This window comes from Winkia neuii subsp. neuii DSM 8576, from assembly GCF_000420405.1.
Lineage (GTDB): Bacteria > Actinomycetota > Actinomycetes > Actinomycetales > Actinomycetaceae > Winkia > Winkia neuii.
In genome coordinates this window covers 54,769-77,527 of sequence record NZ_ATUW01000002.1, presented here as the reverse complement: position 1 = coordinate 77,527, position 22,759 = coordinate 54,769, and the positions used below count along the sequence as shown (strand labels likewise).

General features: G+C 55.7%; 23 protein-coding genes and 1 pseudogene. 16 read left to right on the top strand and 8 right to left on the bottom strand.

Annotated elements, in window-relative coordinates; all coding sequences use genetic code 11:
• Positions 1-245 precede the first annotated feature (245 nt).
• From G437_RS0102105 to secA, 9 genes are all read left to right on the top strand, one after another.
• Complete coding sequence (locus tag G437_RS0102105) at positions 246-680, top strand: DUF3499 domain-containing protein (protein ID WP_024330946.1); 435 nt, start codon at positions 246-248, stop codon at positions 678-680.
• 8 nt (positions 681-688) lie between these two features.
• Complete coding sequence (locus tag G437_RS11300) at positions 689-862, top strand: Trm112 family protein (protein WP_101590512.1); 174 nt, start codon at positions 689-691, stop codon at positions 860-862.
• Positions 859-1,767, top strand: a complete 909-nt coding sequence (locus G437_RS0102095; RefSeq protein ID WP_029769171.1) for a cation diffusion facilitator family transporter — start codon at positions 859-861, stop codon at positions 1,765-1,767. The genes G437_RS11300 and G437_RS0102095 overlap by 4 nt, the downstream gene beginning before the upstream one ends.
• Positions 1,768-1,798: 31 nt before the next feature.
• Entirely contained in the window at positions 1,799-2,482 is a 684-nt protein-coding gene (mtrA, locus tag G437_RS0102090; RefSeq protein WP_024330945.1) for an MtrAB system response regulator MtrA, read from the top strand.
• Positions 2,479-4,254, top strand: coding sequence for an MtrAB system histidine kinase MtrB (mtrB, locus tag G437_RS0102085; protein WP_024330944.1), 1,776 nt, complete (start codon positions 2,479-2,481; stop codon positions 4,252-4,254). The genes mtrA and mtrB overlap by 4 nt, the downstream gene beginning before the upstream one ends.
• A complete protein-coding gene (locus G437_RS0102080) occupies positions 4,244-5,896 on the top strand; it encodes an LpqB family beta-propeller domain-containing protein (RefSeq protein ID WP_024330943.1) in 1,653 nt (550 codons plus the stop codon). Before mtrB ends, G437_RS0102080 begins: the two co-directional genes overlap by 11 nt.
• Positions 5,897-5,973: 77 nt before the next feature.
• Complete coding sequence (locus G437_RS0102075; RefSeq protein ID WP_024330942.1) at positions 5,974-6,648, top strand: ComF family protein; 675 nt, start codon at positions 5,974-5,976, stop codon at positions 6,646-6,648.
• A 156-nt stretch (positions 6,649-6,804) separates the two neighbouring features.
• Positions 6,805-7,461, top strand: coding sequence for a ribosome hibernation-promoting factor, HPF/YfiA family (gene hpf / locus G437_RS0102070; RefSeq protein WP_024330941.1), 657 nt, complete (start codon positions 6,805-6,807; stop codon positions 7,459-7,461).
• 147 nt (positions 7,462-7,608) lie between these two features.
• On the top strand, positions 7,609-10,350 hold the full coding sequence (secA, locus tag G437_RS0102065) for a preprotein translocase subunit SecA (protein WP_024330940.1): 2,742 nt from the start codon (positions 7,609-7,611) through the stop codon (positions 10,348-10,350).
• Here the strand turns inward: secA and G437_RS0102060 are convergent.
• Both G437_RS0102060 and G437_RS10445 read right to left on the bottom strand, forming a co-directional pair.
• The gene (locus tag G437_RS0102060; protein ID WP_024330939.1) at positions 10,347-10,850 is read right to left on the bottom strand and encodes an Rv3235 family protein; all 504 of its coding nucleotides are present in this window, start codon (positions 10,848-10,850) and stop codon (positions 10,347-10,349) included. The genes secA and G437_RS0102060 overlap by 4 nt on opposite strands.
• The gene (locus tag G437_RS10445) at positions 10,847-11,464 is read right to left on the bottom strand and encodes a LysM peptidoglycan-binding domain-containing protein (protein ID WP_024330938.1); all 618 of its coding nucleotides are present in this window, start codon (positions 11,462-11,464) and stop codon (positions 10,847-10,849) included. Before G437_RS10445 ends, G437_RS0102060 begins: the two co-directional genes overlap by 4 nt.
• An 85-nt stretch (positions 11,465-11,549) precedes the next feature.
• On the opposite strand from G437_RS10445, the gene G437_RS0102050 reads away from it, so the two are divergent.
• Positions 11,550-12,044, top strand: coding sequence for a hypothetical protein (locus tag G437_RS0102050; RefSeq protein ID WP_024330937.1), 495 nt, complete (start codon positions 11,550-11,552; stop codon positions 12,042-12,044).
• Here G437_RS0102050 and G437_RS0102045 read toward each other — a convergent pair.
• A complete protein-coding gene (locus G437_RS0102045) occupies positions 12,041-12,244 on the bottom strand; it encodes a helix-turn-helix domain-containing protein (RefSeq protein ID WP_024330936.1) in 204 nt (67 codons plus the stop codon). The two genes, G437_RS0102050 and G437_RS0102045, sit on opposite strands and share 4 nt — an antisense overlap.
• Before the next feature lie 151 nt (positions 12,245-12,395).
• On the opposite strand from G437_RS0102045, the gene G437_RS0102040 reads away from it, so the two are divergent.
• From G437_RS0102040 to G437_RS0102030, 3 genes are read left to right on the top strand one after another with little or no spacing between them, the layout of a single operon-like run.
• A complete protein-coding gene (locus G437_RS0102040; protein WP_070622401.1) occupies positions 12,396-12,971 on the top strand; it encodes a hypothetical protein in 576 nt (191 codons plus the stop codon).
• Positions 12,968-14,113, top strand: a complete 1,146-nt coding sequence (locus tag G437_RS0102035; protein WP_024330934.1) for a CpaE/TadZ family protein — start codon at positions 12,968-12,970, stop codon at positions 14,111-14,113. Before G437_RS0102040 ends, G437_RS0102035 begins: the two co-directional genes overlap by 4 nt.
• Before the next feature lie 4 nt (positions 14,114-14,117).
• Positions 14,118-14,522, top strand: coding sequence for a DUF6912 family protein (locus G437_RS0102030; protein ID WP_024330933.1), 405 nt, complete (start codon positions 14,118-14,120; stop codon positions 14,520-14,522).
• Here the strand turns inward: G437_RS0102030 and G437_RS0102025 are convergent.
• The 5 genes and pseudogenes from G437_RS0102025 to G437_RS0102005 all read right to left on the bottom strand — a co-directional run bounded on the left by G437_RS0102025 (position 14,500) and on the right by G437_RS0102005 (position 21,365).
• A complete protein-coding gene (locus G437_RS0102025; protein ID WP_024330932.1) occupies positions 14,500-17,445 on the bottom strand; it encodes an AAA family ATPase in 2,946 nt (981 codons plus the stop codon). The genes G437_RS0102030 and G437_RS0102025 overlap by 23 nt on opposite strands.
• Positions 17,432-18,571: an exonuclease SbcCD subunit D gene (locus G437_RS0102020; protein ID WP_024330931.1), complete on the bottom strand. Its 1,140-nt coding sequence runs from the start codon at positions 18,569-18,571 to the stop codon at positions 17,432-17,434. Before G437_RS0102020 ends, G437_RS0102025 begins: the two co-directional genes overlap by 14 nt.
• Before the next feature lie 42 nt (positions 18,572-18,613).
• The gene (gene rsgA / locus G437_RS0102015) at positions 18,614-19,627 is read right to left on the bottom strand and encodes a ribosome small subunit-dependent GTPase A (protein ID WP_024330930.1); all 1,014 of its coding nucleotides are present in this window, start codon (positions 19,625-19,627) and stop codon (positions 18,614-18,616) included.
• Positions 19,614-20,780: pseudogene (gene aroA / locus G437_RS0102010) on the bottom strand (3-phosphoshikimate 1-carboxyvinyltransferase); the annotation flags it as partial. The gene rsgA and the pseudogene aroA, both read right to left, overlap by 14 nt.
• 90 nt (positions 20,781-20,870) lie before the next feature.
• On the bottom strand, positions 20,871-21,365 hold the full coding sequence (locus tag G437_RS0102005) for a DoxX family protein (protein WP_024330928.1): 495 nt from the start codon (positions 21,363-21,365) through the stop codon (positions 20,871-20,873).
• A gap of 136 nt (positions 21,366-21,501) precedes the next feature.
• Here G437_RS0102005 and G437_RS0102000 point away from each other — a divergent pair, with 136 nt between their 5' ends.
• From G437_RS0102000 to G437_RS11635, 3 genes are all read left to right on the top strand, one after another.
• The gene (locus tag G437_RS0102000; protein WP_024330927.1) at positions 21,502-22,086 is read left to right on the top strand and encodes a sigma-70 family RNA polymerase sigma factor; all 585 of its coding nucleotides are present in this window, start codon (positions 21,502-21,504) and stop codon (positions 22,084-22,086) included.
• Positions 22,087-22,088: 2 nt separating this feature from the next.
• Positions 22,089-22,379: a mycothiol system anti-sigma-R factor gene (gene rsrA, locus G437_RS11640; RefSeq protein WP_081638879.1), complete on the top strand. Its 291-nt coding sequence runs from the start codon at positions 22,089-22,091 to the stop codon at positions 22,377-22,379.
• 71 nt (positions 22,380-22,450) lie between these two features.
• A complete protein-coding gene (locus G437_RS11635) occupies positions 22,451-22,522 on the top strand; it encodes a 50S ribosomal protein bL37 (RefSeq protein WP_391592316.1) in 72 nt (23 codons plus the stop codon).
• The last annotated feature ends 237 nt before the right edge of the window (positions 22,523-22,759 follow it).

Below are 22,759 nucleotides of genomic sequence, written 5' to 3'. Positions count from 1 at the left end.
CCGGAGCATCTCCTAATTGCTGTTGCGCCAAGCGATGTCGCTTTTATTTGAGTGAGTTAGAAAAAGTACAGCTCAAAATTGCGAATAACAGTTGGTTTATCCAGTTTGGGTATTCTAATCCGGCTTATATGTGGCGAGTACGCCCTTTTGGGCGTTCTATAGGAAATTAGAGTGGGCTGAAGCAACTTGCCACGTGGCGGCGCTGCCAAACGCCCAAATTGTGTCAGGACAGGTAACCTGCACTTGTGAGACCTATTCGCACCTGCTTCAAAACCACCTGCAACCGCCCTGCTGTAGCTACTTTGACATTCGACTACGACAGCGCGACCGCCGTGCTGGGACCCCTGGCTACGGAAGCGACCCCCCAGGCCTACGATCTGTGCGCAGATCATGCCAACCGGCTCACCGTGCCCAATGGGTGGGAGGTTATTAGGTTGGAAACGAAATTCGAAGAGCGCGACCCAACCGACGACGATCTCATGGCACTCGCTAACGAGGTGCGCAAGGCTTCTGCCCCGAAACCTCCCCGGGAGGACCAGTCTGCTAGGGGGGCGGTTAGCGAAGTGGATGCTGCTTTGTCTCGCCATCCAGCTTCCAGAGGTCAGGTGGGAAGAAAACGTGGCTATCTGCGCGTAATATCTGGACAGGAAACATCGTCCCCAGGTACTGACACAGAGTAGGAGCTCGCATGCGTGAATGGGTAAAGGAAATATTGGTGTCGCCAACTACCGGGCGCAAGCTCGAAGAGGCTGGCAAGTACCTGGTAGAGCCAGAACAGGGCCTTGCCTACCCGGTGCGCAACGGGGTTGCACTTCTCTTGGCAAGCGAGGCCACCACCTTGCCTGAGAGCGAGCAAAAGTGAGCGCCGAGGGGTCTCACAAGGCTATCTTTGCTGCGGCCGGCGCAAATTTGACTATTGCGGTCGCCAAGGTTGCGGCATGGGCACTTACGGGTTCGTCGGCAATGCTCGCCGAAGGTATTCACTCGGTTGCCGACACGGGCAACCAGGGGCTCTTGCTGCTCGGTTCGAAGAGGGCGGCCAAAGCTCCCGACGACGAGCACAACTTTGGTTACTCCAGGGCCCGTTACCTGTATGCCTTTGTGGTTTCAATTGTCCTATTTTTAGCTGGGGGATGCTTCGCCCTCTACGAGGCCTACGACAAATTTGTGGATCCTCACCCGATCACATCTTGGCGGTGGGTCCCGGTGCTCGTGCTGCTCATATCTATAGTCGCCGAAGGTACTTCGCTGAGAACTGCCCTGGCAGAAGCCAAGGCGCTGCGCGGTAACCAGTCCCTGATGGGCTACATACGTTCCTCGCGTGCCCCCGAAATTCCCGTGGTGATGCTCGAAGACATTGCGGCTCTTACCGGGCTCGTATTCGCCCTCGGTGGGGTGGGGGCCACGCTGGCAACCGGAAACGGGCGTTGGGACGCGGTTGGCTCTGCCGCGATCGGTGTGCTGTTAATTGTGGTGGCGGCATTCTTGGCCTCCGAAATGGCATCGCTGCTTTTGGGGGAATCTGTAACTCCGAAGGTGGAAAAACTCTTGCGGGCGGGTTTCGCACAGGCAGGATTGAACCTCATATACCTGAAAACTTTGCACTTGGGGCCCGAGCAGGTATTGGTGGCTGCGAAAATAGCCGTGGCTGAAAAAGCCACGGGGAAAGAAATTTCCCAGCACATCAACGCTGCAGAGTCTATAGTTCGCCAATCGCTGCCAAAGTATGAGCTTGCTATTTTCATAGAGCCGGACCTTTCCAAGTAAACTGGGGCCATCCCTACAGAATAGGAATTCAATGAGTGCGCGGATTTTGGTTGTTGATGACGACGAAGCATTAGCCGAGATGATTGGCATCGTCGTTGGGGCAGAAGGGTTTGAAGCGACTTTCTGTGCCGACGGAGACAAGGCGCTGGAGGCGTTTGAACGCGACCAGCCTGATCTGGTCCTGTTAGACGTGATGCTGCCCGGCCTCAGCGGAATCGAAATTTGCAAGCGTATTCGCACGGTTTCGGATGTGCCTATCGTGATGCTCACTGCCAAAACTGACACAACCGATGTGGTGCGCGGTCTTGAAGCCGGTGCCGACGACTACATTCCGAAGCCGTTCAAGCCAAAGGAACTGGTTGCCAGGGTACGGGCGCGCCTTCGCCACGTGGATAATTCTGAAACGGAAAAGATCCACATCGGTGATCTGCAGATCGATGTTGCCGGTCACGAGGTGACCAGGGGCGGGAAGGACCTGGGCCTGACACCCCTGGAATTCGACCTCCTTGTTACCCTGGCGCGTAAACCCTGGAAGGTGTTTACTCGCGAGGAATTATTAGAAGAAGTGTGGGGCTACCGCCATGCTTCCGACACTAGGCTAGTGAACGTACACATCCAACGGTTGCGTTCCAAGATCGAGTCGGACCCAGAACATCCCACAATAGTTTTGACTGTGCGCGGAGTTGGTTACCGCGCCGGTGGCGACAAAGCGTGAGCTTTGCGAACAGGATAGCCGTTTCACGGCCGGTAAAGTGGTTTCAAAACCTATACCTGGTGAAGGCGGTACGCCAGAACTTGGGAGTGTTTATTACCGTGGTGTTGGTTGCCTCCACTGCGGTGATGATGTTGCTGCTTTCGGTGTTCGTCTCTTCGCACATTCGCGACGGGCTATTTCAGTCTCGACTCGACCAGATCATCTCGGATGCTTCGGTGCGGCGCGCTGCTGTGCAAACTGTGCTAGACCAGTCGAATGTTACCGACGGCGGCGAATTGCAAGATGTGGCCTACCAGCTTATGCAGGACCAGCGGGAAAGCGCAGCGGGGGCCGGAGCTGTTGGGGTAATGCTGCTGCGCAGCCCCCAGGAGGCTTCTAGCGTACGCATCAACGAGGTGGCGGACACCTCTTTGCAGGGCGTGCTTACCACGCAGATGCGCCAGGCTGTAGCCGCTGATTCCACCCCCCAATGGCAGTCGGTGAAGCTAAATGTAGCGGGCAAAGAGGTACCGGGGATAGTGGTGGGCCAGTCGCTTTCGTTGCCTATGGCCGGGGCACACGAATTTTATATCGTGTATTCCCTTGCCCCGGAGCAGGGCACTATTGACATGATCGTGCAGGTGCTGGCCGTGGGCACGTTGATTATTTTGATTCTTCTGACGGTCACGATCATAGGGGTTTCCTACCAGCTGATCACCCCGGTGCGTCGAGCGGCAGCTGCTGCTTCTAGGTTTGGCGAGGGCGATCTGGGGGCGCGGCTCGAGGTCGAGGGCGATAACGAGCTGTCGATCCTGGCTTCGAATTTCAATAAGATGGCCCAGTCTTTGCAAGAACAGATTGCGAACTACGAGACTCTGGCTGACTTGCAGAGGCGTTTTGTGTCTGACGTTTCCCACGAGTTGCGCACTCCTCTTACCACCATTCGCATGGCAGCGGAGGTGTTGCACGATTCTAAAGGCGACATGGGGCCGGTGGAATCGCGTTCGGCAGTGATCTTGTACGAGCAGGTCGAACGCTTTGAGCGCATGCTGTCTGATCTGCTGGAAATTAGCCGAATAGATGCCAATACGGCGCTCTCTACCCGCGAAGATATGGACATAAGCCAGATTGCGGCTAGAGTTATTTCCGATTCTGAGGCGCTGGCCCAGGCCAACGGGGTCGAGACTATTTTTGAAACCACAGGGCCGGCTGTGGCAGCTATAGATTCGATCCGTATCGAACGAATTATCCGGAACTTGTACACAAACGCTTTGGAGCATGCAGAGGCCAAGCCTGTAAAAGTGTCGGTCGCTTGCTCAGAAAGCGCAGTTGCGGTGAGGGTGCGCGATTGGGGAGTGGGGATGACTGATCAGGTAGCCTCACATGTTTTCGATCGCTTTTACAGGGCAGATCCGGCTCGTGCGCGAACTACCGGTGGGACTGGGCTGGGGCTGGCGATTGCTGCCGAGGACGCTCACATTCACAATGGGCTTTTAACTGTCATCGGGTGCCCGCAGGCAGGTTCCGCCTTTATGCTGGTCGTTCCCGTCAAGACGGACGTACCCATTGCCGAGTTGCCCCTACAGATTTCTGATCCTGAGCTCGATCAGGCTAGAGCGCAATGGTCGCGCACCCACCCCGAGGACATCACGCTGGGCTCGGTTTCTGCCGACGGCGAGGAATCTTTGGAGTTACTTTCGGTGGAGGCTTCGCCCTCGATGTTCGAAGCCGATCCGGAGGACGTTTCCGAGGGCGAATACGACGAAGAGCAGGGAGGTCGCAGTGAAGCGTAGGTTAGTGGCAGCGGCTGCTTTGGTGTCGCTGCTTGCAGGTTGTGCTTCTTTGCCAACCGCGGGGCCAGTGACTCCCGCCAAACCTGAGCAGGACGTGCAAGATCCGCTGGCTCAGCTCGCGGCGCCTCCTACGAAATATGCCGATCCGCAGCGATTAACCGAGGATTTCTTGCGTGCTGCCGCAGCTGGCACTTATGACGATTTTGCAACTGCCAGGCAATACCTAACTAAGGAGGCATCCCAAAATTGGGATCCTGCGCGCGAGGTAAACGTGACTCAGGATGCTATCAGGGTCACTTACGATCAGGGGAAACAAATTTCGCGCCTCAACGGGGTCAGAAGATTGCGCATTGACCAAAGTGGAATAGGTGATTCAACCCAGGTGGGCTCTAGGGTGGGAGCTCAGATAACTTTCGGTAAGGTCGATGGGCAGTGGCGCATTACGTCGCTGCCGCAGGGCATAATGATCCCGCTCGATTCCTTTAACACTGCTTACACCAAACGGAATCTCTACTTTGTTTCCACCGATGCCAAAGTTTTTGTGGCTGACCCACGCTGGCTCCCCAGACAGGGCCTGTCAACCAACCTGGTTAAGCTGCTGCTGGGCGGGCCTTCGCCCTCGCTAGCGCCCGCGGTGCGTACTTTTATTCCCAAGAACACTAGCCTTGACGACACAGTCAAGGCCGACGGGGCTGAACTGTCGGTAAAAGTGTCCGGAGGCATGCGCACGCTTTCTTCGAAAGACTTGGGGTGGGCCAGAGGGCAGATAGAGCGGACGCTTTCTGGCATGACAGGTTCGTCTCGGCTCAACATAGTTTCCTCTGGCACTGCCTTGCCTGCAGGGACGGATCCTGACGAGCAGCGCTACGATGCCGATTCGCTGTTGGGAGTGCGCGAAGGAGCCATAGTTGCAGACGCGGGTGGCCATGCCCGCCAGCTGGTTTCTTCGCAGAAGACTCGCCCCTATAAGCTTGTCGACCCAGCAATGTCTCCGGTTGGCGAATCCCCGTTGGTGGCCAACGACAAGGAATCAGGTTTGGTGTGGTTTCGCGAGTCGGGTCCGATCGTCGCCTACCAGGGGAAGAATTTGCGGCGTCCAAGCGTAGATCGGCGGGGATGGGTTTGGACAGGACCGGCGGATTCAGCAAAAGTAGACGTAATTGACGAAGCAGGGCAGTTGCACTCGGTGGCTGCCAGGTGGCTTGGCGAGACTGCGGTTTCTAAACTTGCACTATCGTTAGATGGTTCTCGGGCAGTACTTCTTGTAAACAACAAGAATGGGAGCGAGGAGGCATTTGTCGCGGTGGTGCATCGCGACGAGAAGGGGATGCCCACCGCGTTGGTAAATCCGGTTCGGGTGGCTTCTTCAATTCAGTCAATTCGCGATGCGGGCTGGGTTGACGGAACTACCGTTGCCGTGTTGGCTAAGGCTGACGGGGCTTCGGCCCCAGATATCGAGACAGAAGAGGCAGGCTCCCCGGCCACTAACCTGGTGGGCCCGGTGGGGGCCGCAGCAGTTTTGCGGGGTGGACCTTCGCAAACCGTGCGGGTGAGCGATCTGCTGGGGCGGCTCTTTGTGAAGTCTGGGGCGGGTTGGAAATCCGTAGAAACTAAGGCAAGCTCTCTAAACTATCCCGGTTAGGTTCGTCCACAGGCACTCTATCCACAGCCGTGTTGGAGAGGGCTGTTTTCCCTGCCTGCTCGAAGCAGGATAGTCACATGGGAGCTTTTCTAGATCTGGTGGTGCCTACGCAGTGTTTTGGTTGTGGAGACTGGGACACGAAGCTGTGTAGTAAGTGCAGGGACGCTCTAAGTGGCAATCCTTTCGAAATTTCCTCTTCACTGAGGGTGTCACTTGCCTCAGTCTTCGCCCTCGGCTGGTACCAGGGGCGCTTGCGCCAGTGCGTAATTTCGCTCAAGCATAACAAGCGGCTAGATGCTGGTTTCTATTTGCGCTTTATTGGACATCAGCTAGCGGCAGCTCCACTGCTGGAAGATATTGAGGGACCAATCTCGCTAGTACCAGCTCCGCCCTCATGGAAACGGCGTCTATTTGGGGTGCCCATCGGTCGCCCACTCGCACTCGGAATAGCTGAACAGCTAGCTAAGGCGGGCAAAAAGGTGCGGGTGGACGACATTTTGGCGCTGCCTTTGGGCGGGCACCAATCCGGCAGATCGGGGGCAACCAGAACCCAAAGAATTAGAAGTGGCATTTACTGCTTCGGGAAACCGGGCCGAAAGGTGGTGCTGGTAGACGATGTAGCAACAACCGGTGCCACTTTGAAGGCCTGCGCGCTGGCGCTGCAAAAGCGAGGTGTCTCCGTAGCTGGTTCCCTGGTAATTGCAGCTGCACCACCGCCTGTCCGAATGACAAATACAGACCCGCATATGTGAGGTGGAATACGTGAATCGAAGGTAAAGTTAAGGGAAATCAGGTACTTACCTGAGCTCTTGTGGAAAGGGGTGGTAACTAAACGCATAACCACCGCTAACGGTGCGGTTGGTATCTACAAGATGGCCTTAGGCCAACGGAGTGCCCCGGAGGACACAATGGATATTATCGTCAATGCTAGAAATGCCGAGATTCACCCGAACTTCCGCGAGTATGTAGAAGAAAAGGTGTCGAAAGTAAGTCAGTTTTATCCACGAGCCCAACGCGTGAACGTGGAGCTAAACCACGAACGCAATCCGCGTCAGGCAGATATTGCAGAGCGCATCGAACTGACTGTGCATGGCAAAGGCCCGGTGATTCGCGCCGAGGCTTCTTCTTCGGATCGGTATGCCGCCGTCGATATTGCGGCAGGAAAATTGTATGAACGGCTGCGCAGAGCGCGCGATAGGGCAAAGGACCACCGCAGGGGGGTAAACCCACACGAGGCCGAAAAGCCGCTGGATATCGAGGCGCTTAAGTTTGAGCTCAATGTAGCCGATGCGCCGGAGGCAATCGACAAGAACGCTAAGCCGGCATCCGAGCTGAAGCCCGGCGAAGAGCGCGAAGATCAGCTGGGTGATTCGCCCATAATCGTTCGCCAGAAGGTGCACGAGCCAGATCGAATGACAGTATCCGAGGCGCTCTACCAGATGGAGCTGGTCGGGCACCCGTTCTACCTTTTTGTAGATTCTGAAACGGAGCAGCCTTGCGTGGTTTACCGCAGGCACGGCTGGACCTACGGCGTTCTACGTTTGAACGCCAGGGTAGAACACTGATCGTGGTGTAGGCGTGACCCGGTCTTCAATGGCGAAGGCCGGGTCATCTTTTGCGCCCTCAGAAAATGTGATGGACTCCAGTTGTTACGCGCCCTACTTTGGCCGTTAGACTAGGCATGTTGTGTGCGATCAACTGAAGGAGCTCACGTGTCGATTCTCGACAGGATTCTGCGTATTGGCGAAGGCCGGACGCTGCGTCGCTTAGAAAAGCTAGCCGGGGAAGTACTCGCGAAGGAAGATGAGTACAGGGCCCTCAGCGACCAGGAACTGCAAGGCAAAACAGCCGAATTTAAGGCGTTGTTAGAAGATGGAGCTACTTTAGACGAGATTCTCGTCGACGCCTTTGCTACTGTGCGCGAAGCCTCTGATCGAGTACTAAAGCTGCGCCCGTACAAGGTTCAGGTTATGGGTGGCATTGCTCTGCACGAGGGCAATATTGCCGAAATGAAAACCGGTGAAGGTAAGACTTTGGTTGCTACCATGCCGTCCTACCTGCGCGCTCTCGCCGGCAAAGGCGTGCACGTGATTACGGTAAACGATTATTTGGCCTCCTATCAGAGTGAGCTCATGGGCCGCGTTTACCGTTTCTTGGGCCTTACTGTTGGTTGTATCGTGGCGAACCAGAGCCCCGACGAACGCCGCAAGCAGTATAACGCCGACATAACTTATGGCACCAACAACGAATTTGGGTTCGATTACTTGCGCGACAACATGGCCCAGTCTGTCGACGCCCTGGTGCAACGCGAGCACTACTTCGTGATTGTCGACGAGGTTGACTCGATTTTGATTGACGAGGCTCGTACGCCACTTATCATTTCTGGTCCCGCCGAGGGCGAGGCAGATCAGTGGTACACCAAGTTTTCGCAGATGGTAAAGCTACTTGAGCGTGGCAAAGACTACGAGGTAGACGAGAAGAAGCGCACGGTTGGGGTAACTGAGGCCGGCATAGAATCTATCGAGGACATGCTCGGAATTGAAAACCTCTACGAGGCTGCCCACACGCCACTAATCGGCTTCTTGAATAATGCCATCAAAGCGAAAGAGTTGTTCAAGCGCGATCGGGACTACATTGTTAGCGGCGGGGAAGTCATCATTGTAGACGAACACACCGGCCGCACCATGGAAGGGCGCCGCTATAACGAGGGCATTCACCAGGCCATTGAGGCCAAAGAAGGGGTGCAGGTAAAAGCTGAAAACCAGACTTTGGCAACTATTACGCTGCAGAACTATTTCCGCCTTTACGATGTGTTGTCGGGCATGACCGGTACTGCCGAGACTGAAGCAGCCGAATTTAACAATACTTACAAGATTGGGGTTGTCCCCATTCCCACCAATAAACCCATGATCCGCAAGGACCAGGTCGATTTGGTTTACCCGACCCGGGCGGGCAAATTGGCTGCGATCGTGAAAGACATCGCTGCTCGGCACAAGAAGGGGCAGCCGGTCCTGGTAGGCACCACTGACGTGGCTAAATCCGAAGAGCTTTCGCAGCTCTTGAAGGAAGCTGGTGTTCCGCACACTGTTTTGAACGCTAAACAGCACAAACGTGAGGCCGAGATTGTTTTCGATGCTGGGCGCAAGGGCGCTGTAACCGTGGCAACTAATATGGCGGGTCGTGGTACCGATATCATGCTCGGTGGCAACCCCGAGCGCATTGCGGAACAAAAGGTTCGTGCGGCCGGATTCGATCCGGAGGAAGATCTGGATGAATATCGCAAGGCTTATGAACAAGAGCTACCCAAGGCCGAAGCCACGGTGAAGGCGGAACACGACGAAGTCAAGAAACTTGGTGGTCTCTACGTGCTAGGGACTGAGCGTCACGATTCTCGTCGCATCGACAATCAGCTCCGCGGTAGGTCTGGCCGTCAGGGCGATCCGGGTGAATCTAGGTTCTACTTGTCGATGGAAGATCCGCTAATGGTGAAGTTTGCTACGGGCTTCGCGCAGCGGATTATGGCTTCCGGCGCATACCCCGAGGACCTACCTCTAGAGAACCGCCTGGTATCGCGCACTATTGAATCGGCGCAGAGTCAGGTCGAGGCTCAGCATGCCGAAATGCGTAAGAATGTCTTGAAATACGACGACGTTATGACCGACCAGCGCGAACTAATCTATGACCAGCGCCGGCAGGTGCTGAATGACAAGGTGGATATGGGTGAGCAGGTTCCCGGTTTTATAGATCAGGTTATCCGCGAATCTGTTGCAGCAGTTACGGCCGAGGGCAGCCCCGAGGATTGGGAACTCGAGAAACTGTGGTCTGAACTGCGCTCTATCTACCCGATTGGTATTAAGATCAAGGAGTTGGAAGAGGAAGTTGGAGGCCGCCTCGCTCTCTCAGCAGAAGATGTAACCGAGGCCCTGCTGGACGATATCTCGGAAGCCTATAACCGAGCAGTCGAGGAAGTAGATAACAACCCCATTGCTATCTCGCAGCTGGGGGAAGCGCCTATGAACGAGTTAGAGCGACGCGTGCTGCTTGGCACCGTCGATAGGTTGTGGCGTGAACACCTATACGAGATGGATTACTTGAAAGAAGGCATTGGGCTGAGGGCCATGGGGCAGCGCGATCCGCTAGTGGAGTATTCTTCGGAGGGCGCCCAGATGTTCACTGCGATGATGGGGCGTATCCGCCAGGACACCGTATCGTCTGTGTTCGGTTTTGCCCATCAGTTCAAAGCTGTTCGCGAACAGATGGAGGCAGAACAAAACGCGCACTCTGATTCCGTTATGGGTACCGTAGGCGCCGAAGAAGAACCTGCGCAGGTCGCTTATTCGGGCCCTTCAGAAAATGTTTCAGAACCGGAAGAATCCCCGAAAAAAGAGTCGGAGCGTCCTCTGAATCGCTCCCAAAGGCGCGCTGCAAAAAAGGCGAAGCGTTCCGGCAACTAGCCAATTTCTAGGGCCGTAACCACCCAGCGTCCGCGCAGCGGTTCCAGCCGGAGTGCTACGGCCCTAGATTTTTTCCCGTCGAAGATTACAGTGGCAGCCTCGACAGCTTTGAGGTTGCCACTTTTTAGTGCGCGCACGCCCTCGACATGGCAACTTATGATGCGGGCAGACTTTGCTGGCACATTCCTGCGGGACTGGCGGGCTATCTGGACGCGGGTAAGGAGTGCGTCGTGAATTTCTGGTAAGACCCATTGGCGCAGAGGCGAGGTGGGACGAAACCCGGTTAAAAGCTCGATAGCTGTTTTGGCTACGTTAGCTGCCCAGGGGCCAGGCTTTGGCATATTTAGCTTGGGAAGTTGCTGGTTTACAGCAAGCCGTGGGCGATGGTCAATTGTGCCGGCTTGGAAAGATCGAATTTCGGTGCGGGTGGGTGGTGCATCTAGCGGGCGCTTTGGCTCCAGCTTGGCTAATTTTGCTTTATTTAGAAGGTTTGTACTCATTTGTCTTCCTTTGGGATAGAGAGGGTTTGGCCGGGGTAAATTAGGTTGGGATCGGAGCCGATGACGGCCTTATTCGCTTCGTAGAGGGTTTGTAAGGAGCGGTGGTAGTACTGCGATATTTCCCAAAGTGAGTCGCCTTCGCGCACCTTGTAGTACGAAGATGAACTAGTTTTCCCAGGAGCTAGATCAAAAGGGGAGTTCCCTGGGCCCAGGTCGATAGTTGCAGCTGATGAGCTCGCCGGTGGACAGGCGTTTGCCAGCAGCGTCGTTGCCGGCAACATTCCGAGCAGGGCGGAGGCGGAAATGCCAACGCCTGCGGCTTTGCGAAGAAGTGGAGGGCCATACCTACCCAGCGAACGCCTAATTGCCGCGGAGGTTTTAGCGGGAGCGAACTGGGCGACGAGTAAAGCTAAACCGCCTAAGGCATACCACAAGCTAAAAATAGTGCCAGCGCTAGCTACTAAGAATGCAATGAGGGCAGAAAACTGGTTAGCTGGCACGCTTGCGCAGATGAACTGGCGGAGCGAATCTATAGCCATGCTCGCGCAATACGCGGTGCTGGTTGGGGCAACTAGAGATGTGGCGCTAGCGCCAATGGTTACTAATCGCTTCATTACGACCCTAATCGTTATGTTTGAGATTGTTTGATACCTAACGCTAACTCAAAAAATGTGAGCGTGTCAACAGTAAAATTTGACTATGAACTTTTTGGATTCTTTGGAAGCGGCTTTTGAGGGGATGCGTTCTGTTGAGCGCTTCCAAGAGGCGCATGAGTTAGCAGAGGCTGCCCGGCTCAGTGTTACGTTGGCGGATTTGCTGCGCGAGCGGCAAGGGGCGCCTGTAGCTTTAGAGATGATTTCAGGAGCCAGGCATGCTGGCTTTGCTCAGGAGGTAAATTCCGTTTGGGCGCAACTGGTAGATGCCTCTTCTAACCTGGTAATTGTGGCCATTGCGGCGGTGGCCGCATTTAGTGACCCCGGGCGGGCTGGCAATGTTGAATCGCCCTTGCAGGCGCGGCAAAGAATCGGGATGGTGATGCGCAATATTGCTCGTACCGGGAGGAGCGTGCTACTTACTTCCACCACCGGTAGGTCTTGGCGCGGGCACATAAGTGGGGTGGGAAAGGACTACCTAGAGTTGGATCGAAAGACGGTAGTGCGTCTGGAACTAGTAGAAAGCCTGCGCGTTGTCTAGATGGTTTTGGCCTTCTGAGCCGAAGCGGCGTAGGCCGACTGGATGTAGTCCTCGAGTACCGATTTCTCGATGCGCCACTGCTTGCGCCCGCCGATTTGAATGGCCGGTAATTCGCCCGATTTGATCATTGCGCGTACGCCCTGTTCTGAAAGTGCGAGCAGGTCTGCAACGTCAGAGATTGTGTAAAACCTAGGTTCCATACCTATATTATGCTCTATCAGCATGTTTGATGTCTACAGTTTATGTATTATTGTTTGCAGTGAAATATTCCTTTCCGCTTTCGCGCAGGGCAAAACCGATGCAGAATGGTAAAGGTTGTAAACGGCAAACGGAGACAAGATGGCTAATGCAATGAGGCTTCGCGATCCCAGACTCCTGGCGGGAATTGTGCTCATTATTGGATCGACACTGGCCGGTTGGTTCATTATCGATCGCAGTAGTGGCGGTCCCGCGATGGTAGCGGCCAAGACAGATCTGGCCGCGGGCGCGGTACTAAACAAATCCAACACCATGGTGGTCGATGGTTTAGGGGCAAAATCTGACATATACCTGCAGGCTGCGGACTTAAAGGGGAATCGGCCACTGGCGCGGCCTGTAGGAAAAGGCGAGGTAGTTCCCAAAGCGGCATTGACCTCTCCAGATTCTGTCAAGTCGCGACCGCTGGTGGTAGCAGCAGGGTCCCCGCTGCCGGCTTCTGTAAAAACTGGCGACCAGATTGAGTTATGGGAGGTAGCCAATTCTGAAACGGGACAAGCCCACGAACCGGCGCTTATGTGCGTTGCGTCTTTAGTTGCGGCCACGGAAGAAGAACGGGCTTTTTCCGAGGGCGTCCGCCTGGAGGTACGAGTCCCGAACGAATCCGTTTCCAGGGTGCTGGCCGCCCAGGGCAACGGTTCTAAAATCGTAGCGGTGGCAAAGCACCGATGATTGGCGTTTTACTTTGTCTCGAGGGCGAACTCGAAGTTGATTTGGTGCGCGCTATTTCGGCTGGGCGTGACATTGCAGTGCAACGGCGCTGTGCCGACATGACAGAACTGCTGGGGGCAGCCGAGGCAGGACTCGGTTCCGTAGCTATCATCAGTGCGGGGGCCGATGGGCTTACCGTATCGCTCGTGGAGCAACTCCACGAATCGGGCCTGCAAATAATAGTGGTATCCGACGAGCTCACCGAGTTCGGGAAGGCCCAGGTAGTCCCCGCCGAGCAGAACGCGATCTTATCCTCCATCGCTTCTAAAGCTCCAGCCAGGAAGGTCGAGAAGCCGGTTGCTCCCAAAACTGAAACTCAGGTGAGTGGCAAAGTACTGGCTATGAATTCGCCTCTCGGTTCCCCAGGGCGCACTACTTTGGCTGTGGCACTGGCCGCCCATATTGGGAAAGCTCACTCTGTTCTGCTCCTCGACGCCGATATTGCGGGTCCTGCCGTAGCGATGACACTCGGCATCGAAGATGCCAGCGCAGCTATAGCGGCAGCTGCCCGCTTAGCAGATAAGGGGGCTTTAGATGCACTGGAATTCGAGATGCTCCTCGAAGAGGGGCCGGGCTTCAAAGTGCTCACTGGCTTGAACAAGGCACACAAGTGGCAAGAAGTTCCTGGACCTTCCCTGGTGCAAATTTTGCAACTGGCAAGAACAATGTTCGACTGGGTAATTGTCGATACGGCTGCGCGCAGTGATCCTGACGATTCCGGCACGGTATTCGGCCCAGCTAGGGACGACGTATTGGACGCAATCTTGGCCGAGGCAGATACGCACCTGCTGGTTGGCCGGGCAGACCCCGTGGCAATCAGGCGTTTACTCGGAACTTTCCAAGACGAAGTTGATCGTGGCAACAGGCCGGATGTAGTAGCAGTCACAGGTACAGGCGTAATTGGGGGCATGCGCGAACGCCATGTCGGAGACGTGATGGCTCGCTTTGCCCACACGAAAATCGTTGGTATAGACCACGACGGGCCCGGTATCGCCAAAGCGTTGTTGGAAGCAAAACCGTACGAGTCTATAGGTATTTCAAAACTCGCTGAAAGGATTACGGGGGAGCGCGCTTACAGATCTCGTAAAGACATGCGAAAATAGTTTTATGCGCATCTATCTTCCCTTGCTCAAACCTGAACTTGCTGCCCAGGCTCTGCCCAATCGGCCCGCACTTGCTGCCACTGAGCAGTTCCAAAAGCTTTACTACCAAGATGGGTACGAGGAAGAAGACTACGAGTTTTTGGCTATGCTGGCGGCCGGCGCAATGTGCCAGGAGCTAGGCGGTGATATGCGCATAGTTGCCGCCGCCGATGCCGACGTCCAAGAGCTCGAGGGCGGCCTAGTACAGGCCCCGGAGGTAGGCTGGGGCGATGTAGTCTCGATTCATGTCGATGACGAGGACACCAGGCGCCTAACGGAGACCGGGCGCTGGGAGGAGGCACTGGACGAGGCTTTGCAATGGTACGACATTTCCGAGCGGGAACGCCTCATAGCCTCCTTGAAGAGGTAATTTTTAGGGCGGATCCGGATTCGGAGGCTATCACTTCTACCTTCGGGCCAATCTGGTTAGCCAATTCGCGTACATGCGAGATGATTCCCACCAGCCTTCCCGCTGAAGAGTGCCGAAGCTGGCTCATCACAGAATCTAATTTTTGTGGATCCAGACTTCCGAAGCCCTCGTCGATCAACATAGTCTCGATAACGATGCCGCCTGCCTCTAAGCTCACGACCTCGGCTAACGCTAGCGACAGTGCCAACGAACAGTAGAACATCTCGCCTCCAGAAAGCGAGGAAGCGCGCCTTACGGTATCTGAGAAATGGTCGCGCACGGCGAGGGAAAGAGCCTGATTTACAGAACGCCCCCCGTCGGAGTTGGTGCGGACGAGCTCGTACCGTCCAGCCGACATTGCCTGCAGGTGTGGATTAGCCACTTCCAAGATTTGGTTGAGCCGTTCGAGCAGGACCCAGGTGGTAAGGGGAATTGAATCTTGGTTTGCTGGCCCTGCCGTGACTAATTCGGTTAGCCACAGCACTTCGGCGCCTTCTCCTTGAACTTTTTCTAACTGGTCTTGGGCTCGTTCTGCCCGTCCTAGCGCCGCCAGAAGATTGTCGCGCTGAGCCTGCAATCTTCCCAGGGATTGGTTTGCTTCGTCTGAAGACTTTCCTGCTTCGGCTACACGTGCCTTTAGAGTCTCTAGGTTGGGAATGTCTTTGGCTGCCAATTCTTGCAGTTCTGGTTCTTCAAGCTGAGTTGCACAGGATTCTTTTTTTCCCTGCCAGGTAGAGACCACCTCGAGGCGCTTGGATAGTTCGTCCTGGTCTAAATAGTGTTCCCTGGCTTGGGCGAGGTCGGCAAACTTGGTATGCGCAAGTGCCTCTAGTAGGTGTTGGTGGGCGCGTTTTGCACTAGCCGAGGCTGAGGCCAGGTGCTCTTCAGCAGTTTTCAGGCGAACCTGGCCGGCCTGAATATGCGAGAGCTTTTGGTGTAAGTCAGCTACCGATAGGCCACCAGTATTTATTCCCGCCAGCTTTTCCTTTGCCTGGGTTATCTGCGTTTCTAATGACTCTTTTTGCTGCTTTGCTCGTTCTAACGCGTCTTTAGCGAGGGCAAGACAGGTGTCTAAATGTGCTTCTGTTTCCTTTTGCTGGTCCAAATCCTGCCTGTAGCTTGGAAGTTTGTCGGCTTGCCGTCGAGCTTGCTCGTACAGGGTTTGCTCCAGCTGCAGCTGGGGTTCCAGCTGCTGCGCAGGAATGGATATCGCCTGTTCAGCCTGCGTAGTTTTTGCTAGCGCTTGCTTATGCTTTTCGACTAGCGTTTTAAATTCCGCAGTGGCTGCAGCAGTGTCTTTGTAGGCTTGAGTCAACTCGGCAAGTGAGACCTGGTGCCCGCTGGCGGGGGCAGGGTTGGGATGTGCAGTAGAGCCGCAGGCCGGGCAGGGAACGCCGGGGGACAAGTGGCCGGCGAGCTCGGCAGCTAAATTTTGCATTCTGAGCCGACCTAGATGCTCCTCGTTGGATTTGGCAGTGTCGAGGGCGCGCGCGGCTGTAAACTTTTTGTCGGCTGCCTCCACTAGTTCTGCTGCGGCCTGTTTCCAATTGAGATTGGCGCGTTGTTGCTCTTGCAGAAAATCGAGCTTTTCCTTGTGCTCTTTGGAGGCCTCGAGTGCGTTTTCGGAGGCTTTGACCTTGATAAGTAGTTTTTCAATTTTTTCCCGGGACAGATCGAAAGCCCGCTTTCGGCCAGCCATATCGGATTCTGCCTGGTTTACCTGCTCGGTGCATTTAGCCAGGTCGGTACGCATCTTTGCCAGTTCGGCTTCGAGCCCTACGTAGGGCAGTAATTTCTGTGCGAGCTCGGAGGAACAGGAGGCAACTTGGGGATGGTAAAAGGCAATTTCTGCGATCTGGGACTCGGCGGCTTCACTGGCGACCTCAAAAGCTTTAGTAGCGCCCTCTAAAAGTTCTTTTTCGCGATTGTAGGAGCGTGCATTCTCGAGTACCGGCCGCGCTTCGTGGCTTGCTTCAACAGAAGCAGTAAGTTCCTTCATAGCGGGTTCTTGAGCAGTCAGCTCAGCTAACGTGGCCTGAAGCTTTTCTTGCCTTGAGCGGGCCGCCATTATCTGGCGGCCCTCAGCTAGCGATTTGTCTAGTTCGCGCAGACGCGTGCGAGCCTGGTCCAGATGCTGGGTAGCAGCTTCGATAGGGCCGGCAAAAATCCGGCTTACTTCGGGTGCAGAGGGGGTGCGCGTGTCGAAAGCTAGTTCTTGCGTTGTAGCCTGCTCCCAGAAATCGCCCCAGGCGGCTTCTACCTTGCCTGCAGCCTCTCTTGAGGCCGTTTTTGCCTTCTTCGCACGCCCTCGCAGTTCGTCTTCGAACTTTTGGTACTTCTGAGTACGAAAGATTGACTCCAGAACCTTCTTGCGCTCGTCGGACTTGGCGCGCAGGAACGTGTCGAACTTGCCCTGTGGCAAGATGACGGTTTGGCAAAATTGTTCAGCATTTAGACCAACCAGATCGTTTACCAAAGGCCCCACGTCTACTGGGCGGGTAGCTAAAGGATTGGCTAAATCGTTCAGCCGGAAGAGCTGGGCTGTGGCCACCTGCTCGGTAAAACCTGTGCCCCGCTTTTTAGGGCGCAAATAAGCGGGAGAGCGGCGTATGCGGTACTGGCCGGAAGACACTTCGAATTCTAACTCCACCCACGTGGGATCCGCCGGGTCGCAATATGCCGAGCGCATACGAGAGGGATCAGAATCGGTATCTGCAATGCGACCGTAGAGGGCGAAAACAATGGCATCTAAAATAGTTGTTTTACCACCGCCAGTAGGCCCGCTAATTAACATCAACCCGTCTGGTTCAAAATCTTCGAAATTGATCTCTTGGCGTTTCGGGTAAGGTCCGACTCCGCAGTAGGCCAATTTAAGAAGCCGCATGTTCGTCCCCTTTTTCTAGCTGATACCACAGCTCGTGAACTAGCTTTTTGCCGCTCTCTGAAAGCTCGCGTCTACCTACCTGTTTGGCGAAATCTATGGTCACCTCTGCTCCCTGCCGCTCAATGCGACTCCTAGAAGGAAGTTTAGCTAGGTGGGCAGAACCGAAGAATTCCACTGACAATAGGTGCGGAAAATATGCTAGGAGACGCTGATGCAAATGGGGCGGCCGACAGGTGTCAGTAACCTCGGCACGCACCCAAGATTCGCGTTCTTTTTCAAAGTTGCCGCCGAGCAATTCTTCTAATGTCCCACGCAAAACGGAAATTGGACGTAGTTGCGGCACGGGTAACTTTTCCACCCGCGTTCCGCTTTCGGTGCAGGTAACTAGCAGTGAAGATTTTGCAACCGCGGCCTCAGAAAAAGAATACGGGACAGGCGAACCGGAATAATACATGGGAATCTGTGCAGAAATCTGCTGACTGCGGTGTAAATGCCCCAACGCCACGTAAGAAAGCTCGCTTCCGAAGGTATCGGCTGAAACTATTTGCATCCCGCCTATGGAAATATCGCGTTCTGATTCGCTGGTGACGCCCCCCGACACGAAGGCGTGAGCCATCAGAACAGCGGGGATCTGAGGGGCGAACTGGCGCCGACGAGCAAGATCTGCGTGCACCCGCGCAAGCGCCGCCTCCATGACAGCCTGGTGGGACGGCTGTGTATCGAAAAATCTGCTAGCCACGAGTGGCTCCAGATAGGGGAGCGGATAGACCAGTCCGTCGCCAACCGACAGCCCCTGCCCGACCTGTTCTAGTTTGGAAACCACTACTAGTTCTGGGCGGTAAAACTGGGATCCAAAACCGAGCCGTTTAGCTGAGTCGTGGTTCCCCGGAGTAACGATTACCTTAGTGAAAGACGTAAGGCGTACCAGCGCGTCCTCGAGCAGGTCAACGGCTCCGGCTGAGGGAAGTGCGCGATCGTAAACATCGCCGCTAATTAGAACCGCATCCACTGCTTCCCGGCGGGCCTGGCCTACAAGAGAATCGATAAATAGGGCTTGCGCCTGGCTAAGGTCGGCACCGTGCAGGGTACGGCCCAGATGCCAGTCGGAAGTATGGATGATCTTCATGTTCTCCAGGTTATGCCATACCTCTGACAGTTGAAGACAGCCTTAGGGCCTTTCCCACGATTCCATGCCGGCTTCGCGCGAGGCCGCCAACCTGCGGAAAGAAGCCACTCGTTCGGGGGCAGCGAGGCCTGAATCCAGGGCACAGTCGGGCGAATCGACCCCGTGCGTACACCCGCGCGGGCAGAGCCTCTGGGCGAGGGCGGCCAAGTCTGTAAAGCCGGCTAAAACATCTTGGGGACTAACGTGTGCAAGCCCAAAAGAGCGGACCCCGGGAGTATCCACCACCCAGCCGGAAGTGGGCAGCGGCAGAGCAACAGCAGACGTTGACGTGTGTCGACCACGGCCAGTTACGGCATTAACGTGCCCGGTCGCCCGCTCGGCGGTAGGAACGAGCGCGTTGATGAGCGTGGACTTACCCACTCCCGAGTGGCCCACCAACACGGTCAAATTGTCCTCAAAGAGGTGCGCTAGCTCGTCTATCCCCTCAATTCCTGCAGAAGTAACCGAGGTACGCACGAGTGCTATGTCTAAATCTTTGTAGACGGAAAGCTGATCTTCCGGATCGGCGAGATCGGTCTTAGTGAGTACTAAAATAGGTTCAATTCCGGCTGAAACTGCAGCCACTAAACATCTGTCGATCATGCCTACACGGGGAGGAGGATCGGCGAGGGCCGTAACAATTGCCATCTGGGTGGCGTTTGCTACCATCGGCTTTTCGGTACCCTTAGAAGAATCATCTTCGGTAGAGCGCATCAGCACGCTGCGGCGCTGCTCAACCACCACGATGCGCGCCAAGGATCCTGCGCTCCCCGACAGATCGCCCACCACTCGGACCCGATCGCCGACGATCACCCCGCGTCTGCCCAGTTCCCGGGCTTTTACGGCGTGGAGCGTCTTCTTGCCGACGGCCAGCGTGAACCGGCCTCGGTCAACAGCTATGACGGAAGCGATCTGGGCCTGCGAATAGTCGGGGCGCTTCTTCGAGCGCGGCCGCGAGGAGCGGGCAGGACGCACCTTCACCCGAGGATCGTCCGTGCCAATGTCACGCCAGCCCATCTAAGCTCCTCCACATTTGCGCAAAATCTGGCAGCGTTTTTGCGGTGGTAGCAATATTTTCCACCCGCACCCTAACCCGCAGCCCCACAATAGCAGCAAAAGTGGCCATTCTATGGTCCGCGTAGGTGCAGATATCCGCCGGGTGCAATTGGGTGGGAATAACGCGCAAATAATCTGGGCCCTCCTCGACGTGGGCTCCCAATTTTTTAGCCTCGGTGGCGAGCGCGCTGAGCCGGTCGGTTTCATGCCCGCGCAAATGCCCGATCCCGTACAGGTGCGATTCTCCCTGCGCAAAAAGAGCGAGGGCGAAGACGGTGGGAACCAGTTCGCCTTCGGCGGACATGTCGCGCTTTATTCCCACCAACTTTCCTCCGCGAACCGTAAATAGGCCATCGCGCAGGGATACTTCAGCCCCAAGCTGAGGTAGGATCTGTTGCCAATGGGCTCCTACCTGGGTGGTTTTTGCCGGCCAGTGGGGAATGGAAACTGTACCTCCCGTGAGCGCTGCCGCGGCCAAAAAAGGGCCCGCGTTAGACAGATCGGGCTCGATTTGAACCTGCCCTCCGCTGGGAGCGTTGCCCTCACAAATAAAAGTGTTGCCCCGCACCTCGACCTGGACATTGTGGGAGGCCAGCACTGAAAGCGTCATCTGCACGTGCGGGCGGGACGGAGCCTTGCCCTGCAAGGTTACTTCGAAAGGGGCTCCTACGGCGGGGCTGGCAAGTAAGAGCGCCGACAGGAACTGGCTGGTTGCCGACGAATCCACGCTAACTGGGCCGTGGAGCGGACCTCCTTCGAAGCGTAGGGGCAGCTGGTCGGGTTGTCCCAAAGAAGTAATCTTGGCGCCCATCTGGCGAAGGGCCCGCACGAGCCCGGCCATAGGGCGCACCCTCGCTCCCGAATCTCCGTCCAGTACGCAACTGCCAGAAGCTGCCGCAGCGAGAGGAGCGACAAAACGCATCACGGTTCCTGCCAGGCCACAATCGATTGTGCCTGTTGATTCCAGAGGCCCGCCCCTCACGGTCCAAGTTGTTCCGGAGCGGACGATGCTTGCCCCGAGCTGGCTCAGCGCGGCAGCCATCAACTCGCTGTCACGGCAAACAAGTGCCCCAGTCAAAACAGTTTCCTGCTCCGATAGGGCTGCTAGCACTAGATGGCGGGCAGTAAGAGATTTAGAACCGGGAATGCTAATAGTGCCTGAAACCGGCTTTTTAGCTAAAGGAGCTACCCACCAATCAGTCAATTAATCCCCAATCTGTGCTATCTGCTGCGCGGCGGCGTTGGCCTCGGCCTCGCGCAGAGCCTTGTAATTTTGGTAGCGCCACCCCAGCGAAGGGGCGCCCTCGCGGTCATATGCGGCCAGAATCAGCCCGCCGGTCAAGCCTAGCCGGGTCACAGCCATCGAGAGGTTGTGCTTCCGTTTGGCGGACGGGGCAAGCAACACCGGGTAGTTGACGGCGGTAATAGGAAGATTTGCCAGAGCGAGCACTAGGGCGCAGGTGCGCGGCTTAATCCCGAACACCAGGCCTAGTCCAGCCGCGGTAGTTACAGCCCCGGCAACGCGGGTTGCCATGCGGGCATCAGAATCTAAAACTGGCGGGACTCCCCATTTTTCAAGCTTGGGTGCAAGCGCGCGGAAGCGATTTACATGTTCGTCGGTATGAACGAGGGCGTCCACACCGTCGGTAACGAAAACAGTAGAGATTAGACTGCGGGCGAAGGTACGTAAAATGCTCATAAAACATTGGTACCGCACCCGCTGTCTTTTCGCTAGCGTATGGGCCAAAAAATGGGTGGGAATAAATGCGAGGGCGTGTACGTTCACTACTTATTGAAGCAGATTTGAGCTAGGGGCTGCGATAGGCTGGCAGGTGATGACACAAACAACTAAGAGGGCACCTGTAGAGACTCTGGCGCGTAGGCGCCAGCGTTTTGAGACGGATGCTCTTCCTCACCTTGACGAGCTCTATCGAGGGGCCTTGCGGTTTACTAGAAATCCGGCAGATGCCGAAGACCTGGTTCAAGATGCCATGGTCAAGGCGTACGCGTCTTTCGACCAGTACCGTCCTGGCACAAACCTGCGGGCATGGCTGTTCCGAATTCTGCGGAACACCTACATAAACAAATATCGCAAGCAAGCCAGGCGGCCACCTACAACCGATTCGGGTGCGGTAGAGGATTGGCAGTTGGCAAAAGCAGCGAGCCACGATTCTGTGGGGCTGCGCTCTGCCGAGGTACAGGCGTTGGCGAACATGCCCGAGGGGACGGTGCGTGATGCCCTCATGGATCTACCTGAGGACTATCGCATGGCCGTGTTCCTAGCTGACGTCGAGGGGTTTTCTTACAAAGAAATCGCCCAGATTATGGAGACCCCTGAGGGGACAGTAATGTCCCGGCTGCACCGGGGCCGAGCACGCCTGCGCAAGGCACTGGCGAACTACGTAGCGGAAGGGGAGTAAAAGTGAGTTGTGGCTGTGACAATGACGACTGTCGCTGTGACGAAGTGATGGCGAAGCTATATGAATTCGTGGACGAAACACTAACTGCGGCGCAAATCCATAAATTAGCGGCCCATATTAGCGCTTGTCCGCATTGCGCGGGTCGCGCTCAGGCCGAACGCGACTTTAGAGCACTGATGGCACGGCAATGCTGCGAGTGCGCTCCGCCTAGCCTGCGGGGGCGAATCGTGCAAACGATAGCCGCTTCTGACGGTGAAAATGGGATGTCTATTACTATTTCGCAATCCTATTAGATGTTTGGCTTGGGTTTCCGACCTCGATATGCGAAACTGGGTTGGTTGTCGACCCGGAAGGAGTGTGTCCCATGTCTAAGCGTGGACGCAAACGTAAGGATCGCAGGTTCAAGCCTGCCAACCATGGCAAACGCCCTCAGTAATTGAGTTTTAGAGCCCCGCAGAATGTGGGGCTCTTTTTTTGTGTAATTTTGGGTATTGCTCCGGTGCTAGCCACCAGTTTTGGCTGCGAGCACCAATTATGACGTTATTGTCTGCTGAATTTATTAGAAATTTTCCTTTTATGAGGCCGCCTTATACGCCTTTGGTGGGATGATGAAAGGCGGTTGAAGTGGGCTAATCTATATTGTGGTTCAGATAGTGGACAAATATTCTCGTTT

What these genes read in the sequence shown, in the direction of transcription:
- G437_RS11300 (WP_101590512.1), top strand. Translation starts at nt 689, where the DNA reads ATGCGTGAATGGGTAAAGGAAATATTGGTGTCGCCAACTACCGGGCGC.
- mtrA (WP_024330945.1), top strand. Translation starts at nt 1,799, where the DNA reads ATGAGTGCGCGGATTTTGGTTGTTGATGACGACGAAGCATTAGCCGAG.
- G437_RS0102075 (WP_024330942.1), top strand. Translation starts at nt 5,974, where the DNA reads ATGGGAGCTTTTCTAGATCTGGTGGTGCCTACGCAGTGTTTTGGTTGT.
- hpf (WP_024330941.1), top strand. Translation starts at nt 6,805, where the DNA reads ATGGATATTATCGTCAATGCTAGAAATGCCGAGATTCACCCGAACTTC.
- G437_RS0102060 (WP_024330939.1), bottom strand. Translation starts at nt 10,850, where the DNA reads ATGAGTACAAACCTTCTAAATAAAGCAAAATTAGCCAAGCTGGAGCCA.
- G437_RS10445 (WP_024330938.1), bottom strand. Translation starts at nt 11,464, where the DNA reads ATGAAGCGATTAGTAACCATTGGCGCTAGCGCCACATCTCTAGTTGCC.
- G437_RS0102050 (WP_024330937.1), top strand. Translation starts at nt 11,550, where the DNA reads ATGAACTTTTTGGATTCTTTGGAAGCGGCTTTTGAGGGGATGCGTTCT.
- G437_RS0102045 (WP_024330936.1), bottom strand. Translation starts at nt 12,244, where the DNA reads ATGGAACCTAGGTTTTACACAATCTCTGACGTTGCAGACCTGCTCGCA.
- G437_RS0102040 (WP_070622401.1), top strand. Translation starts at nt 12,396, where the DNA reads ATGAGGCTTCGCGATCCCAGACTCCTGGCGGGAATTGTGCTCATTATT.
- G437_RS0102035 (WP_024330934.1), top strand. Translation starts at nt 12,968, where the DNA reads ATGATTGGCGTTTTACTTTGTCTCGAGGGCGAACTCGAAGTTGATTTG.
- G437_RS0102030 (WP_024330933.1), top strand. Translation starts at nt 14,118, where the DNA reads ATGCGCATCTATCTTCCCTTGCTCAAACCTGAACTTGCTGCCCAGGCT.
- G437_RS0102025 (WP_024330932.1), bottom strand. Translation starts at nt 17,445, where the DNA reads ATGCGGCTTCTTAAATTGGCCTACTGCGGAGTCGGACCTTACCCGAAA.
- G437_RS0102020 (WP_024330931.1), bottom strand. Translation starts at nt 18,571, where the DNA reads ATGAAGATCATCCATACTTCCGACTGGCATCTGGGCCGTACCCTGCAC.
- rsgA (WP_024330930.1), bottom strand. Translation starts at nt 19,627, where the DNA reads ATGGGCTGGCGTGACATTGGCACGGACGATCCTCGGGTGAAGGTGCGT.
- G437_RS0102005 (WP_024330928.1), bottom strand. Translation starts at nt 21,365, where the DNA reads ATGAGCATTTTACGTACCTTCGCCCGCAGTCTAATCTCTACTGTTTTC.
- G437_RS0102000 (WP_024330927.1), top strand. Translation starts at nt 21,502, where the DNA reads ATGACACAAACAACTAAGAGGGCACCTGTAGAGACTCTGGCGCGTAGG.